Here is a 14,526-nt window from a genome sequence, read left to right as displayed (position 1 = left end):
GAGAAAACCCCATCCACGAGGAGATGGATGGGGTTGAGGAAGCGGTGGTTCGCTATGGTTTATCCCTTGGGGAACTGGGGGAGCTTCGAGGTATCCCAGCCTCCGCCGGTGGCCTTGATGAGCAGGATGCTGGCATCGAGGCGGCGGCGCAGGATGTCGATCTCGTTGCGCTGGTTCTGCAGGGCTGTGGTCTGCGAGGTGATGACCTGGAGGTAGGTGTCGACACCGCCCTCATAGCGTGTGCGGAACAGCCCCAGCGCCTCTTCCGCGGCCTGTGTGGCTTCGCGCTGCTGCTGCGCTTCGGTCTCAAGCTGCTTCAGGGCGACAAGATTGTCTTCCACCTGCTGGAAGGCGGTAAGCGCTGACTGGCGGTAGCTGGCGACGGTGGCGTCATACTGCGCCACGGCTGTATTGGTACGGGCACGGCGCCGGCCGGCATCGAAGATCTGCTCAGAGAACTGTGGGCTGACGGCCCAGATGCGGCTGGTCCACAGGAACCAGGTCGGCATGGAGTTGCCTGTGAATCCGGCGTCGGCCGCAAGGTTCAGGCGCGGGTAGAAGGCGGACTTGGCAATGCCGATCTGCTCGTTGGCAGCGGCCATGCGGCGTTCCTGCGCGGCAATGTCAGGCCGGCGCTCCAGCAGCTCCGATGGCAGAACGCCAGGGATGGCCGGAATGCCCGGTGTGCTCTCCGTCAGGGGTTTGACCGGGATGGAGAGATCGGCCGGAGGCTTGCCAATGAGCACGGCGATGGAGTGCTCATACTGCGCGCGGGCGATGGTGACCTCTGTCGATTGCACCAGGGCCTGCTGCAACTGCGTGCGAGCCTGGGCCACGTCGGACTCAGGAGCAACGCCGCCGTCGGCGCGGTCAGTGGTCAGCTGAAGAGCGTCCTTGTAGGCGGCAACCGTCTCATCCAGCAGCTTCTTCTGCGCATCGGCGCTGCGCAGGTTGAAGTAGTTCATCGCCAGTTCGGCGTGCAGGCTCAGGCGGGCCGTCTCCAGGTCGGCGACATAGGCCTGTGTCGTGTCCTGCGCGGAGGTGATGGCGCGGCGCACACGTCCCCACAGATCGATCTCGTAGGTCAGGTCCAGCGGCATAACAAAGTTGCCCTGGCCTGAACTGGTGGGCAGGTTGTTACGGTAGGGCTGGTTTGCGGAGATGCGGGTTGCGCCGAGCGTCGGGTCAACGCTCAGCGTTGGCGCCAGGTCAGCACGGTTCTGCCGGATGACGTTACGGGCGGCGCGGAAGTTGGCCTCCGCCTGCTTCAGTGTCTGGTTGGCAGGGTCAATCTGTTCTTCCAGAGCATTCAGCTGCTGGTCGTTGTACATTTCCCACCACTTGCCGCGCGCCATGGCATCGTTTGGCGTGGCGGCCTTCCACTCGCTGTCTTCCTTGAAGGCAGGCGCGGTGGGAGCGCTGGGCTTTACGTAGTTCGGTCCTACACGGCAACCGGCAAGCGAGACGGTCATCGCGGCGAGGGCGAGCAGCTTCTTCGGGTTCACTTCTGCTCTCCCTTCGGCTGGGCGATCTTTACCTCCATACCGGTTTCAAGCGAGTCTGACGGGTCAAGGACGACGGCGTCATGGGCGCTCAGGCCGCTGACGACTTCGACAGACGATCCGAAGTCGCGGCCGATTTTGATCGGCGTCAGTTGGACATGGTTGTCGCGAACCACACCCACGCTCAGCCCTTCAGAACGGAAGAGAAGCGTATTGGAAGGCAGTGTGACCGCGTGCGCCTTGCCTGCCAGGTTGAAGTGCGCGAAGACATACGCTCCCGGCAGCAGGGTGCCCTTTGGGTTGTCGACGTCGACTTCCACGTTTAGGGTGCGCGAGCTCTGGTCAATGGCGCTGGCGTTGCGGACGATGGTGCCGACGAACTTTTCATCGGGCGTAGCGTCCTGCGTCAGCGTCACCTTCATGCCGTCCTGCACTTCGGTTGAGTAGACTTCCGGCACGGCCACGAAGACACGCAGCTTGCCCATGGAGGCCAGGTGGAACAGCTCCTGCGCGGTGCCTGTCTGGCCGGAGCCGCCGCCGGCCGCGGTAATCAGAGCGCCCACATCCGTGTTACGGGCGGTGATGGTTCCATCAAACGGAGCCGTGACGCGTTCAAACTGCTGCAGCTGCTGCAGACGGCGTACATTGGCTTCCGCGGCCGCAACCACTGACAGGCGAGCCTGCAGGGTAGCTTCTGCCTGGTCGGCTTCCTGCTTGGAGACAGCGCGCTTTGAGACCAGCGCCTGCCAGCGCTCATTGGTGGTGCGGGCCAGTTCCAGGTTGGCCTGTGCCTGCTTCAGGTCAGCCTGTGCGGCCTCAACCTGCTGGTCCAGTTCCGGCGTTTCAATGGTCGCCAGCAACTGGCCGGCTTTTACATGCTGGCCAATGTTGGCGTACCACTTGCGCAGATAACCACCGGTACGCGCGTAGATTGGCGTATCGACGTAGGCCTGTGCGTTGCCGGGCAGGATCAGCTCCTGGCCGGCAGCGCCGCCGGCGCTTGCGCCACCGGGGTGAACCACGCTTACCGTCTGGATAGCGGCGGCAAGGGTTTCATGCTTTAGTTCGCTCTCGGCATGGACGCGGTCATGGATGCCCCAGGCGACGGCGGCCACCAGAGCGACAGCGGCCACGCCTACAGCCACGTACATGGGCTTGCGGTTGGTCGTTGTTTCGTTGGTTTGGGTCTGCTGTGTCGTCTCGCTCATAACTCTCTCTCTGTTACGCCGGCAGCGCTTCGGCGCTCTCGGTCGAAGAAACATTCGTGGGCTTCGGCTTGCGTCCGTGAATCAGCGCGAAGACAGTGGGAACAAAGACCAGGGTGGCAACCGTGGCACACATCAGGCCGCCGATAACGGCGCGGCCAAGGGGTGCGTTCTGCTCGCCGCCGTCACCCATGCCCAGGGCCATGGGCACCATGCCGATGATCATGGCCAGTGCCGTCATCATGACGGGGCGGAAGCGGGTGAAACCGGCTTCGGTAGCGGCCTGGATGGCGTCGCCGTGGTCCTCATACCGAAGCTTTGCGAAGCTGACCACAAGGATGGAGTTGGCCGTGGCCACGCCCATGCACATGATGGCTCCCATCAGCGCCGGAACACTGAGACGGGTTGCGGTAATGAAGAGGAACAGTACGATGCCTGCAAGCGCGGCGGGCAGAGCCGTGATGATGATGAACGGATCGACCCAGCTCTGGAAGTTGACCACGATCAGCAGGTAGACCAGAACGATGGAGAACGCCAGACCGCCGATCAGGCCGATGTAGCTGCTCTTCATCGTCTCCACCTGTCCGCGCAGGGTGAGGAAGACGCCCTTGGGCAGGGTCTTGCGGTGCTTGTCCAGAATCTTGTTGATGTCGCGGCTGACCGAGCCAAGATCACGGCCCTGCACTGCGCCGTAGATATCGACGACGCGGCGGATGTTGTAGTGGTTGACCGTGGCCATCTCCGTGCCACGCTCAACGGTTGCTACGTTATTCAGTGTTTCAGGCTGCCGGTTGGCTGCATTGCCCAGCGATCCGCGGTTCAAGGGAATATTCTGCAGCGCCGCCAGAGAGTCCATCTTGTACTGCGGTGTCTGCGCCACGACGTTGTAGTTCACGTTGTTCTTCCAGTTCAGGAAGAAGATCGGGTTCACCTGGAAGCTGCCGCTCAGCGTGTTGCGAAGGCTGGTGGTCACGTCGGTTGCGGTGAAGCCGCCCTGCAACGCCTTGGTGCGGTCCAGGTTGAGCTTCAGCGTCGGATAGTCCATCGGCTGCTGAATGCGCAGATCGGTCAGGCCCGGTACCGCGCGCAGCTCCTCCATGACCTTCGAAGCCAGTTCATGGTTCTGAGCCGGGTTCGATCCTTCGAACTGAACGTCAATCGGAGCAGGCAGACCAAAGTTCAGGATCTGCGTCGTGATGTCGGCCGGAAGGAAGTAGAAGGTCGTGCCGGGAAACATCTTCGGCAGGTCGCGGCGCAGGTGCGCAACGTAGCGGTCCGTTGGGTGGTGGTCTTCCTTCAGGCTCACCATCACGTCACCATCAAAAGGACCAATGGTTCCGTTCGTAAGGTGAGTGGTATTGATCTGGCTGAAGGGCAGGCCGATATTGTCCAGGATGCTCGACATCTCATCCTGCGGAATCTCCTGGCGGATATGGCTTTCCACCTGGTCGGTCAGGCGGGCCATATCTTCAATGCGCGTTCCGGAAGGTGCGCGCACATGCAGAATGAACTGGCCGCTGTCGGTCGAGGGGAAGAAGTCCTGCCCCAGGAACGGAATCAGAAGGAACATCAGCAGGCAGACACCCAGGAAGCAGGGGATGAACAGCTTGCGATGCGTAACCAGCATCTCCAGCAGGCCATGGTACGCATTGCGGACGGTCTCGAAGACCCGTTCAAAGCCGCGCTGGAACAGCACCAGCGGGTTGCGCGTGGCCTGCGGACCATGGTGGCTCTTGGCCTTCAGCAGGTACATGGCCAGGGTCGGCACCAGGGTACGCGACAGCATGTAGGAAGCCAGCATGGCGAAGACCACGGCCTCCGCCAGGGGAACAAACAGGTACCGCGAAACGCCGCTGAGGAAGAACATCGGCAGGAACACAATGCAGATGCAGAGGGTGGAGACCAGCGCCGGAACGCTGATTTGTGCCGCTCCTTCCAGGATGGACTCATGCAGTCCCTGTCCTTCTTCCAGGAAGCGTTCGATGTTCTCAATCGTTACGGTGGCGTCATCCACCAGGATGCCGACGGCCAGCGCCAGACCGCCAAGGGTCATGGTGTTGATGGTTTCGCCCAGCAGGCCAAGGACAATGACGCTGGTCAGAATCGACAGCGGAATGGAGACGGCGATGATCAGCGTGGAGCGCCAGCTGCCGAGGAAGAGCAGGATCATCAGGCCGGTAAGCGCCGCGGCGATGATCGCTTCGCGGATAACGCCTTGCACCGCGCTGCGGACGAAGATCGACTGGTCGCCCAGTGGCGTCATCTTCAGGTTGTCCGGAACCAGGGTCTGCACGCGGGGCAGCAGGCGCTTGATGCCGGAGACAACGTCCAGCGTGGAGGCGTCGCCGTTCTTGTAGACGGTGATCAAAACACCGCGCCGGCCATCCTGGCGAACAACGTTGGACTGAACACCCGCGCCGTCGCTCACGGTGGCAAGGTCGCGCACGTAGATGGTGGTGCCGTTTACCTGCTTGACCGGCAGGTTCTGCAGGTCTTCCACCAGCCGGGGAGCAGCGTTCGAGGTAACGTCGTATTCCTTGGTGCCGATCTTGATGGTGCCGGACGGGCTGACGACGTTCTGCTGTGCAATTGCGGAGAGCAGGTCGCCCGGGGCAATGCCCTTGGACTGCATCGCTGCCTGGTCCATGGCAATCGATACCTGGCGCTGCTTACCGCCGAACGGGAACGGAACCTGCGCTCCGGGCACTGAGACAAGCTGCGTACGGATGACGTTCTGCGCATTGTCGTTCAGGACCTGCTCGCTGAGTCCCTCGCCGCTGACGCCGATCTGAAGAATCGGAACGCTGGAGGCCGAAAAGTTCACAATCAGTGGCGGCAGAATGCCCGGGGGGAGCTGCCGCAAAGCGCTCTGTGCAGCCGCGGTCACCTGCGCATTCGCCGTGTCAGGATGCGCATTCGGCTGCAGGTACACCTTGATGACGGAGACGCCGTTGTAGCTGGTCGACTCAATATGCTCGATATTGTCGACAAGCGTCGTCAGCACCTTTTCAAACGGGGTGGTGAGGCGGCCCTCAACCTCTTCCGCATTCAAACCCGAGTACTGGAACGCCACAGCAATGACGGGAATATTGATATTCGGGAAGATGTCCGTCGGCGTCCGCAGAATCATCACAGGGCTGAGCAGCAGGATGAGCAGCGCCAGCACGATGAACGTGTACGGACGATTCAGAGCTAGCTTTACGATCCACATCGGCGGTTTCCTTCAAGGAGAGTTTCAGGCCGGTTACACGCAGGAAACGGCTCATAATAAAGATTGGCCAGTGCCTACTAGGGTCGCACGGTTTGTTCCGAAGGGTTTGATCGGAAAAACCGATAATATGACCGTATGGAACTCCGGCACCTGCGATATTTCGTGGCTGTTGCTGAATCGGGCGGCTTTTCCCGCGCAGCCCGCCGTTTATACGTCTCACAGTCCGCGCTCAGTGAGCAGATCGCCGATCTTGAGGCTGAGCTGGGTGTGCAGTTGTTTGACCGTTCCCGCCTGCGCGCCGCACTCACAGCGCCTGGAGAGCTCTTTCTCAAAGAGGCACGCAAGGTACTTGGCAGTGCGGATCAGGCCATGAAAGTGGCCCGGGATTCCGCCTCCGGCGACCTGGGAGAGATCCGTATCGGCTTCTTTACCGGAGGCGTCGGTCCAAACTTCTCACGGTTAATCCAGCGTTTCCGGCAGGCCCATCCGCGTGTCCGCATCTCCCTGCACGAGATGATTCCCGCGCTGCAGTGGAAAGCCCTGGCCGAGGGACGCATTGATATCGCTTTTACGCGGCGGCTGGGCGTCTCCAATGACGCTCATCTGCGCGTGGAGGTGCTTCGCAAGGACCCGCTGTATGCCGTACTGCCCAGGAACCACCCGCTGGCGCCCGGGCCGGTGGACGTCCGTGCGCTGGCGAACGAGCGTTTCGTCCTGTGCGTGCGCGAGACCTCGCCGGCGCTCTTCGATAAGGTGATTGAGATGTGTTCGGAGGCGGGCTTTTCGCCGGAAATTGCCAATACGGCCAATGTCTGGAGCTCGATTGTGATGCTGGTGCAGGCCGGTGAGGGCATTTCGATTCTGCCGACCAACACGCTGCAGGAGTTGCCGAAGAGCGGCCTTGCCTTCTGTCCGCTGAAGCAGAAAAACGCCTGGGTGGAACTGGTGATGGCCTGGTCACCGGAGCGGGAATCCACCGTGCTGCACCACCTGCAGCAGATCATCCGCGAGGCCGGCGGAAGGGTTTAAGCAGGCGCACGAAGCTGGCGTGGTGGCTCTTTGCGCGGTCACGGGTCAACTGGGCCAGGGCATCGTTCTTTCCCAGCGTCTTTCTCGCAAACTGCGCCAGCAGCAGCGAATCATGCCAGCGACCACCGCTTTGCTGCAGACGGTTGTAGCGCACAGCCGCGGCGTCCGCCTGTTTGGAGGGAAGACCCGTTTCCGCCATGTAGCGAGAGACCTTGGCGGCCTTGCGCAGGGAGTGCAGGTCCTCCTCGCGCGTGAGCTTCAGGCCATGGGTGCGGCGGAGGTACCAGGCATCGGCAATGGGCAGCAGGTCTTTGACGGCGAGCGATCTCTCGCGTGCCGGTTTCAGGGCGGCAAACAGCTCCTCGGTCACCTGGGCGAGGGCGGGGATGTGTTTCTTCAGGCGCTTCTTCAGTGCATCGGCGCGCTTGTGGCGGCGGTCTTCCAGGGCCTGCAGCAGCTGGGGGCGGTGACTGTGTTCCGGCAGGCGCAGGGCGCGCAGCATCTGCTCCAGGACATCCAGGTCGCGGACCTCGCCCGCCAGTCTGCGGACGGATTTCAGCGTCTGGCGAAAGAGGGCGGCCTGCTCGCGATGCGGCGGAAATCCCTTGATCTGTGCGAGCAACTCCAGTTGCGCTTCCATACGGCGGGTGGCGGTGCGCAGCTTATGGACGGCTTTCCTGTGCGGCTGTGCGATACACACAGCCAGTGCCGCTTCCAGGGCGGTAGCCTGCTCGCGAAGAACCTGGATGGGTCTGGCCATTCCCTTTGTTAGATGATTCCGGCGGGATAGACGGATGCTACTCCTGGTCCATTTGCCAGCGCCAGAGACTGCACCGCTCGTAGCCTTCCACGGCGTAAAGCCCGTGTGCGTCGCGGCGAATGGTGGCGCGGTCGGCCTCGTCGTCCTCATCTGACAGATGCAGGTCGCCGCTCCACAACGACTGCCAGCGGCCATGCTTCTGCAGAACACCCCGGTGCTCGTCGTTGACGTAGATCAGGTCAATAGGCGTCGGGTGCGTGGACTGGCGCGCGTCCAGCTTCTTCATCAGGCGGCGAAGCACGGTGGCCCCGAAAGGATTGAAGAGATAGAGCAGCAGCGGCCCCGCCGGCAGCGGGAAGGTCATGATATCGCCTTCAAGAATGCTGACCGGGGTGACAGCATAGGGCGCGAAGGTGGTGATATTCTGCCGGGCGATCTGCGCCAGCGCGGGGTTCAGCTCCACGCCGGTGATGCTGCGGAAGTGCATTCTAGCGGCGAGAAACGAGGAACGACCCTTGCCCGCGCCGATGTCGACAAAGGCGTAGTCGCTGGGCGGAACCGGGGTCCAGGTGTTCTGCCACAGCTCCATGATCTGCGCAAAGAGCGACGGAGCCGTACCGTGATAGGCGGTGTTGTGGCGGTCATGCATGTGGCCGGTCTTCAGCTTCGGACCGGGGATCAGGCCGCCGGTGTCGGTGCCGAACTTTGCGTCAAAAGGATGAACGACCGGAGCTGTCTGCTTGCGTGCCACTATCTTCAAGGGTGCAGGTGAACAGGCCTTCAGTGCAAGATGAGGGAATGAACCTTCGCCCTGCAACGCCGGATGACGCGGAAGCGATCGCGCGGATCTACGCGCACTATGTACTGACCAGCACCGCCACCTTTGAGCTGGAACCGCCCTCCGCTGGGGAGATTCAGGCGCGCATGGCGGCAGTTGTTGAGATGGGATTGCCGTACCTTGTGGCGGAGGTAGGTGGTGAGATTGTGGGCTATGCCTATGCCGGTCCCTACCGCCCGCGTGCGGCCTATCGCTACACGGTGGAGAACTCGGTGTATCTCGCCCCGAAGTTTGCCGGAAAGGGAATTGGGCACCTGCTGATGGAGAGGCTGATCACCCTGTGCAAGCAGGCAGGCGCACGGCAAATGGTGGCTGTGATCGGCGGCGGTGAGGAGAATGCGGCTTCCATGCATTTGCACCAGCGGCTTGGGTTTACCCGCGTCGGTGTGCTGCAGGGGGTGGGCTGGAAGTTTGACCGCGCGGTGGATTCACTGCTGATGCAGAGGGCGTTATAGCTACCGGAGGGGTCGCGCCCGCTGTTCCAACCAATTTGTGAATTCGCCCTGGCTGATCTGGCCTGCAGCAATCCAGATATACATCAGATACTTCTCTTCCTTCTCTGAGAGGACCCGATAGCCGTTCAGGATCAGGAAGCCTTCGCAGGCGAGCAGGGCCACGCGTTTGTTCCCGTCAACAAAGGGATGATTTCGCGCGATGCCGAAGGCATAGTCGGCTGCTAGATCAAAGAGTGTTGCATGTGCCTCATAGGCGAATGTGTTGAGAGGACGGGCTAACGCAGACTCTAAAAGCCCTTCATCACGCACGCCCGACGCACCACCATCAATCGAAAGTTCTCGGGAGTGAATTTGCAGGATGGCCGCTTTGCTGATCCAGCGTGGCGCCTCCATGTTTATTCCGCCAGGCGGCGAAGAACATCGCGGTTCTCGCGCATCACGGTTTCCATGGCTTCAATCTGGCGGGCGAACTCCTCGTCATAGGGAGTGAGCTGGATGCCGTCAGCAGTTTCCGTCAGGTAAAGCGTGTCGCCCTTCTCAAGATTCAGGCGCGCGAGCGTTTCCTTAGGAAGAATGATCCCTGCAGAGTTGCCAATGGTCGTGATCTTTACCGAAGTCGCCATTCTTTGATTATAACGAACGTTATAACGTAAATATTCTTATTTCTGCTCGGGAATATACGTCACGATCCGCAAACGGGAAGGCCGGGAGAGCTCCATGTCGAAGGTGTTGTAGATCTTTTTCCCTTCGGGCAGCAGTAGTTCCTTCCGCCAGCTATGCGGCCAGGCGACGTTGTGCTGCGCCCACCACTCGCGGAAGTGGGGGCTGCGCTTTTTCAGGTGCGCGACCATGCGCAGCCAGTAGGGATCGTCGACGTTCGCAGCGGAGTCTGACCGGAAATGCGCCAGGGCGCAGCGGGCAACATCTTCCCAGTTGATGAAGATCCTCTGGAAGCTGGGCGACGTGAAGATCAGCTTGACGAAGTTGCGTTCCTCGAAGGGCAGATCGCCCAGCGGTCCGAACAGGGCTTCGGTCCCGCGGTTCCAGGCGACGAAGTGCCACTGCGGGTCCAGCACATAGGCGGGGTGGGGCTCCATGCCCTGCAGCATGGCGCGCAGCGGAGTCATGACGATGTCGTCCTGCTGCGGAATGGGGACGGCGATGGGCTGGCCGGCGAGCTGGAAGAGGTGGGCTCGCTCCTGCGGCTTCAGGTGCAGGGCGTCGCCAATGCTGTCAAGCGTGGCCAGGGAGAGATTCAGGTCGCGGGCCTGTTCAATCCAGGTGTACCAGGCGGTGCTGATGCCTGCGGCCTCGGCAACCTCCTCGCGGCGCAGGCCGCGGACGCGGCGGCGGCTGGTGCGCGGCAGGCCGATGGCCTCCGGCGAGAGCATCTCACGTCGTGAGCGCAGAAAATTCGCCAGCTCGCGGCGGCGGGAGTCCCCGTGGAGAGGGACCGGCCGGCTGAGAGTAGGAGTGCCAGTCCCAGGATACGCAATGACTTGTTCCATGATGTGCGAGTCTCCACAGTAGAAGATGCGCCACCGGGCCTGAGAGCTTCAGTGGTAGAAGGAGTAGCCATGCAAACAGCATTAATCGTGGGTGTTTCAGGAATCGTCGGCGGCAACCTGGCCGATCTGCTGGTGGCCCAGGGGGACTGGACGGTTTACGGTGTGGCTCGGCGTCCGGGCAACCGTGAGGGGGTTCTCCCCGTTGCCGTGGACCTGCGGGATGCCGCCGCCGTGGCCGCAGCGCTGAAAGAGGTGAAGCCGACGCATGTCTTTCTGGCCACATGGCTGCGCCAGCCCACAGAGGCGGAGAACATCCGCGTCAATGCGGGTATGGTGCGGAACGTGCTCGACGCGGTTTCCGCTGCGAAAAGCGTGAAGCACGTGGCCCTGGTCACCGGCCTGAAGCATTACCTTGGGCCGTTTGAGGCCTACGGCAAGGGCGCCCTGCCGGCGACGCCTTTCCGCGAAGAGCAGGAGCGGCTGCCGCTGGAAAACTTCTACTACGCGCAGGAGGATGAGGTCTTTGCCGCCGCCGCGCGCGATGGCTATGGCTGGAGCGTCCATCGTCCGCACACCATCATTGGCCACGCGGTGGGCAACACCATGAATATGGGCACCACGCTGGCGGTCTATGCTTCTCTCTGCAAGGAACTGGGGAAGCCTATGCGTTTTCCGGGCTCGTCTGTCCAGTGGAACAGCCTAACGGACATGACCGACGCGCGGTTGCTGGCGAAGCATCTGCTATGGGCGGCAACCTCGCCCGCGGCGCGGGACGAAGCCTTCAACGTGGTGAACGGCGACGTCTTCCGCTGGAGCTGGATGTGGCAGCGCATCGCCGACTGGTTCGGCGTGGAGACGGAAAAGCTGCGGGGCGAAGGCACGCCGCTGGAGCAGCAACTGGTGGATGCCGAACCGGTGTGGCGGCAGATCACCGCAAAGCACGGCCTGGTGGAAAGCGACCTGCATGTGCTGGCCTCCGCCTGGCATACGGACGCCGACCTTGGCCGCCCCATCGAGGTGGTCACCGATATGTCCAAGAGCCGCAGGCTCGGCTTTACGGAGTACCAGGCAACGGATGAGAGCTTCTTCGAGCTGTTCGCGCGTCTGCGGGCGGAGCGGTTGATTCCGTAACAAGCTGCAAATCGAAGCAAATGATCGAAGCATCCAAACGCAACAGGAACAGGAGATACGGCAATGGATCTGAAACTGAAGGGCAAGCAGGCACTGGTGACAGGCGGAAGCGCAGGCATCGGCCTGGCAATTGTGAAGGCACTGGTGGAGGAAGGTGTCCACGTCACGGTACCGGGCCGCGATGAGAAGAAGCTGAAGGCCGCGCTGGGCGAGTTCGGCGACAAGGTAACGATCGTGGTCGCCGACCCCGGAACCGCGGAAGGTGCGGAAGCAGTGATCAAGGCCGTTCCTGAGACTGACATCCTGGTGAACAACCTTGGTATCTACGAGGCGAAGAAGTTTGAGGACATTACCGACGCCGACTGGCAGAAGCTGTTCGACGTAAACGTGATGAGCGGTGTGCGCCTGTCGCGGCATTACTTCCCACTGATGCTGAAGAAGAACGATGGCCGCGTGATCTTCATCTCCAGCGAGAGCGGTGTAATGACTCCGGGCGAGATGGTGCACTACGGCATGACCAAGTCCGCGCAGCTGGCCATCAGCCGCGGCATGGCAGAGGCCACGAAGGGCACGCGCGTCACGGTGAACACAGTGCTGCCGGGGCCGACACGCAGCGAGGGCATTGTGAGCTTCCTCGAGAGCATCGCATCGAAGCCCAACCCCACGCCCGAAGAGGCCGAGAAGGAGTTCTTCGAGAAGCATCGCCAGAGCTCGCTGCTGCAGCGGCTGATTGAGAGCGAAGAGGTGGCGACGACGGTTGCCTATCTTGCCAGCCCGCTCAGCGCGGCGACCAATGGCGCGGCAATCCGGGTTGAGGGCGGGTTGCTGCGGTCGATTTACTAACCAATATGCTGTGAGCAGACCGCAGTGATGACATGCCTCTACACCATCGGCCACTCCCGCCACACGGTAGAGACATTCCTCGGTCTGCTGACGCAGCATGGCATTCAAACGCTGGCGGACATCCGCTCGATTCCCGCATCGCGGCGGATGCCGTGGTTCTCGCGCGAGCCGCTGCGGGCTGCACTGCAACAAGCAGGCATTCGCTATGTGTGGATGGGCGCCCGTCTCGGCGGACGCCCACGGGATGCTTCGCTTTATAACGCGGACGGCGGCGTGGACTACGCCCGCGTGCGCGAGACAGCTTCCTTTCAAACCGGAATGGAGCTTCTGGAACGCACGGCTTCAGCCAGCGTAACGGCCATCATGTGTGCCGAAGAAGATCCCATGCATTGCCATCGCTGGCTGTTACTTGGTCCGGCGATGGATGCACGTGGGATGGAAGTGCTGCACATCCGCGGCGATGGCCAGCTGCAGCAGATGGCGGCGGTGCAGAGAGAACTGTTCCAGCCGTAAGGGGCTACTCTTCGTCCTTCGGACCTTCCGCTGGCGCGGCGGCAAAGGAACGGACGCTGGCCGCATTCTTCACTGCGGTCATGGCCTGTTTAGCGCGGTCGCAGAGCTGGCTCTTCTGTGTTGATGTCTTGCAGGAGAACTCGTACGCCGCGCGAATCTCCAGCTCTGCCTGTTGCACATCGTTGGCCAGCAGAAGCTCCAGGCCGCGATGAATGTGCGCCTCGGCAAGACGCACGGAAGCCTCTTCAGCGTCAGCCTGGTTGCGCACGATCCATACTTCCTCGCGGCGATAGGCTTCAATGGACGCAGCGCGGAACGGCCTCTCGGTCTCACCACCATCGCGAGCCATGCGCGAGTAGATGCCACCAAGCTCACGCTCCAGCGCTTCCATCGCCAGGCTGGAGCTAGTGCCGTCCGTAGCAGCGCGCATCTCCTCCAGGGCCTTCTCGCCCTCAGCACGCTGCGAAGGCAGCTGCACGGCGGCGAGGATGAACTCAGCGATGAGGCTTGGATTGCTCGAATCCTTTCGCGCGCCTTCCATCAACGCATAAGCCGCGGCCAGGTTTCCACTCTGTCGCAAGGATCGGGCCTGCTGCCAGACGGCATCTATCTGCGCACCACCGGGACCGGCTGCGGCGAGAACGAGAAGGAGAAGAGCGGTGGGCTTCATTGGGCTGGTTTGATCTTATTGTCTCGTAGCCAGCATGTACGCTGTTGGCGGAGACGCAGCAGCCGTTATGCCATTTGATCCACTACAGTTTCAGGCCGAGGTCTCCCTCAACCGTATTCCTACAGAGAAAATACCTCTGGTTGCGCAGGAAGCGATGGAGACTGGCTTTGATGGTCCGCATGTTGTGCGGATGGCGATTCTGGAGAACGCTTCTTTTTCTGAGATAAGCGATGCGCTGCCCCACATGATGACGGAACTGGGGCTATCCCAAATGCCCATCGATGCCGCTGCCATTCGTATCGCCAGGAAGCGTGCTGTTGAGATTCTGGAAAATGGTGAGGATCCACTGCCGTCGCTTCCTTTCTTCTACTACCTAATGGTGCAGGCGGATTATCCAGAAGAGCTTACAGAGGTGGGCTATGTTGAGGATTCATTTCCTAGCGATCCGGAAGATCTTGAGCAGTGCCGGGCGTGGGCAACAGAGGCACTGGAGAACCTGCTTGATCCGGAACTGCGTGAAGCAAGATACGCAGATCGCAGAAAAGTCGTAGAAGAACAGCGTAAGGCCGCTCTCAACGAATGGCCCTATGTATGGAACTCCGCAGGACGACGTGCTCTTTTGCGAGAACGGTACCAGGAATTCCTGAAAGATCGCCCACCCCTGTGGCTGCTGGTGGTCGCTGCTGCTCTGTTGGGATGGGGCATCAACTCCTGGCGGATTCCGCTCGTTCTTCTTGCCGTGGAGATACCTCTTGTTTTCCTGCTGGTGTATTGGGGACAGTATCGCAAGCTCCAACAGGAGTGCCGCAACATACTGCTGCGCATGAACTATCCGGAAGACAAAATCTGAGATTTTGCCTT

15 protein-coding genes are annotated in these 14,526 nt (G+C 61.3%); 6 read left to right on the top strand and 9 right to left on the bottom strand.

Annotated elements, in window-relative coordinates:
* Positions 1 to 59 precede the first annotated feature (59 nt).
* Genes OHL13_RS14275 through OHL13_RS14265 form a run of 3 tightly spaced genes read right to left on the bottom strand, consistent with a single transcriptional unit; the run spans position 60 to position 5,918 of the window.
* Positions 60 to 1,505, bottom strand: coding sequence for an efflux transporter outer membrane subunit (locus tag OHL13_RS14275; protein WP_263410798.1), 1,446 nt, complete (start codon positions 1,503 to 1,505; stop codon positions 60 to 62).
* The gene (locus tag OHL13_RS14270; RefSeq protein WP_263410797.1) at positions 1,502 to 2,710 is read right to left on the bottom strand and encodes an efflux RND transporter periplasmic adaptor subunit; all 1,209 of its coding nucleotides are present in this window, start codon (positions 2,708 to 2,710) and stop codon (positions 1,502 to 1,504) included. The genes OHL13_RS14275 and OHL13_RS14270 overlap by 4 nt, the downstream gene beginning before the upstream one ends.
* A 13-nt stretch (positions 2,711 to 2,723) precedes the next feature.
* Positions 2,724 to 5,918: an efflux RND transporter permease subunit gene (locus OHL13_RS14265; protein WP_263410796.1), complete on the bottom strand. Its 3,195-nt coding sequence runs from the start codon at positions 5,916 to 5,918 to the stop codon at positions 2,724 to 2,726.
* A 135-nt stretch (positions 5,919 to 6,053) separates the two neighbouring features.
* Between OHL13_RS14265 and OHL13_RS14260 the strand changes: the two genes are divergently transcribed.
* Positions 6,054 to 6,947: a LysR family transcriptional regulator gene (locus tag OHL13_RS14260; protein WP_263410795.1), complete on the top strand. Its 894-nt coding sequence runs from the start codon at positions 6,054 to 6,056 to the stop codon at positions 6,945 to 6,947.
* Here OHL13_RS14260 and OHL13_RS14255 read toward each other — a convergent pair.
* Entirely contained in the window at positions 6,919 to 7,707 is a 789-nt protein-coding gene (locus OHL13_RS14255; RefSeq protein ID WP_263410794.1) for a CHAD domain-containing protein, read from the bottom strand. The genes OHL13_RS14260 and OHL13_RS14255 overlap by 29 nt on opposite strands.
* A 37-nt stretch (positions 7,708 to 7,744) precedes the next feature.
* Positions 7,745 to 8,458, bottom strand: coding sequence for a class I SAM-dependent methyltransferase (locus OHL13_RS14250; protein WP_263410793.1), 714 nt, complete (start codon positions 8,456 to 8,458; stop codon positions 7,745 to 7,747).
* A gap of 47 nt (positions 8,459 to 8,505) precedes the next feature.
* Between OHL13_RS14250 and OHL13_RS14245 the strand changes: the two genes are divergently transcribed.
* A complete protein-coding gene (locus OHL13_RS14245; protein ID WP_263410792.1) occupies positions 8,506 to 9,000 on the top strand; it encodes a GNAT family N-acetyltransferase in 495 nt (164 codons plus the stop codon).
* Here OHL13_RS14245 and OHL13_RS14240 read toward each other — a convergent pair whose 3' ends face one another.
* From OHL13_RS14240 to OHL13_RS14230, 3 genes are read right to left on the bottom strand one after another with little or no spacing between them, the layout of a single operon-like run.
* Positions 9,001 to 9,393 (bottom strand): type II toxin-antitoxin system death-on-curing family toxin, encoded by a 393-nt coding sequence (locus OHL13_RS14240; protein ID WP_263410791.1) that lies wholly within the window; start codon positions 9,391 to 9,393, stop codon positions 9,001 to 9,003.
* A gap of 2 nt (positions 9,394 to 9,395) precedes the next feature.
* Complete coding sequence (locus OHL13_RS14235) at positions 9,396 to 9,623, bottom strand: AbrB/MazE/SpoVT family DNA-binding domain-containing protein (RefSeq protein WP_263410790.1); 228 nt, start codon at positions 9,621 to 9,623, stop codon at positions 9,396 to 9,398.
* A 36-nt stretch (positions 9,624 to 9,659) separates the two neighbouring features.
* Positions 9,660 to 10,508: a helix-turn-helix transcriptional regulator gene (locus OHL13_RS14230; protein ID WP_263410789.1), complete on the bottom strand. Its 849-nt coding sequence runs from the start codon at positions 10,506 to 10,508 to the stop codon at positions 9,660 to 9,662.
* 69 nt (positions 10,509 to 10,577) lie between these two features.
* On the opposite strand from OHL13_RS14230, the gene OHL13_RS14225 reads away from it, so the two are divergent.
* From OHL13_RS14225 to OHL13_RS14215, 3 genes are all read left to right on the top strand, one after another.
* Entirely contained in the window at positions 10,578 to 11,639 is a 1,062-nt protein-coding gene (locus tag OHL13_RS14225) for an SDR family oxidoreductase (RefSeq protein ID WP_263410788.1), read from the top strand.
* 63 nt (positions 11,640 to 11,702) lie between these two features.
* On the top strand, positions 11,703 to 12,482 hold the full coding sequence (locus tag OHL13_RS14220; RefSeq protein ID WP_263410787.1) for an SDR family NAD(P)-dependent oxidoreductase: 780 nt from the start codon (positions 11,703 to 11,705) through the stop codon (positions 12,480 to 12,482).
* A gap of 27 nt (positions 12,483 to 12,509) precedes the next feature.
* A complete protein-coding gene (locus OHL13_RS14215) occupies positions 12,510 to 12,995 on the top strand; it encodes a DUF488 domain-containing protein (RefSeq protein ID WP_263411665.1) in 486 nt (161 codons plus the stop codon).
* A 4-nt stretch (positions 12,996 to 12,999) separates the two neighbouring features.
* Here the strand turns inward: OHL13_RS14215 and OHL13_RS14210 are convergent, their stop codons facing one another.
* Positions 13,000 to 13,665 carry a hypothetical protein gene (locus OHL13_RS14210; RefSeq protein ID WP_263410786.1) on the bottom strand — a complete coding sequence of 222 codons (666 nt, stop codon included), beginning with the start codon at positions 13,663 to 13,665 and terminating at the stop codon, positions 13,000 to 13,002.
* 67 nt (positions 13,666 to 13,732) lie between these two features.
* Here OHL13_RS14210 and OHL13_RS14205 point away from each other — a divergent pair, with 67 nt between their 5' ends.
* Positions 13,733 to 14,515 (top strand): hypothetical protein, encoded by a 783-nt coding sequence (locus OHL13_RS14205; protein WP_263410785.1) that lies wholly within the window; start codon positions 13,733 to 13,735, stop codon positions 14,513 to 14,515.
* Positions 14,516 to 14,526: the final 11 nt, after the last annotated feature.

The sequence above is a fragment of the Terriglobus tenax genome (assembly GCF_025685395.1).
In the GTDB taxonomy this organism is placed as follows: domain Bacteria; phylum Acidobacteriota; class Terriglobia; order Terriglobales; family Acidobacteriaceae; genus Terriglobus; species Terriglobus tenax.
Note: the sequence above shows the minus strand (reverse complement) of the source record. Positions and strands in the feature narration are given on the sequence as shown.

Coding starts and splice junctions, on each gene's coding strand:
- OHL13_RS14270 (WP_263410797.1), bottom strand. CDS start 2,710: ATGAGCGAGACGACACAGCAGACCCAAACCAACGAAACAACGACCAAC.
- OHL13_RS14265 (WP_263410796.1), bottom strand. CDS start 5,918: ATGTGGATCGTAAAGCTAGCTCTGAATCGTCCGTACACGTTCATCGTG.
- OHL13_RS14260 (WP_263410795.1), top strand. CDS start 6,054: ATGGAACTCCGGCACCTGCGATATTTCGTGGCTGTTGCTGAATCGGGC.
- OHL13_RS14255 (WP_263410794.1), bottom strand. CDS start 7,707: ATGGCCAGACCCATCCAGGTTCTTCGCGAGCAGGCTACCGCCCTGGAA.
- OHL13_RS14245 (WP_263410792.1), top strand. CDS start 8,506: ATGAACCTTCGCCCTGCAACGCCGGATGACGCGGAAGCGATCGCGCGG.
- OHL13_RS14240 (WP_263410791.1), bottom strand. CDS start 9,393: ATGGAGGCGCCACGCTGGATCAGCAAAGCGGCCATCCTGCAAATTCAC.
- OHL13_RS14235 (WP_263410790.1), bottom strand. CDS start 9,623: ATGGCGACTTCGGTAAAGATCACGACCATTGGCAACTCTGCAGGGATC.
- OHL13_RS14230 (WP_263410789.1), bottom strand. CDS start 10,508: ATGGAACAAGTCATTGCGTATCCTGGGACTGGCACTCCTACTCTCAGC.
- OHL13_RS14225 (WP_263410788.1), top strand. CDS start 10,578: ATGCAAACAGCATTAATCGTGGGTGTTTCAGGAATCGTCGGCGGCAAC.
- OHL13_RS14220 (WP_263410787.1), top strand. CDS start 11,703: ATGGATCTGAAACTGAAGGGCAAGCAGGCACTGGTGACAGGCGGAAGC.
- OHL13_RS14215 (WP_263411665.1), top strand. CDS start 12,510: ATGACATGCCTCTACACCATCGGCCACTCCCGCCACACGGTAGAGACA.
- OHL13_RS14210 (WP_263410786.1), bottom strand. CDS start 13,665: ATGAAGCCCACCGCTCTTCTCCTTCTCGTTCTCGCCGCAGCCGGTCCC.
- OHL13_RS14205 (WP_263410785.1), top strand. CDS start 13,733: ATGCCATTTGATCCACTACAGTTTCAGGCCGAGGTCTCCCTCAACCGT.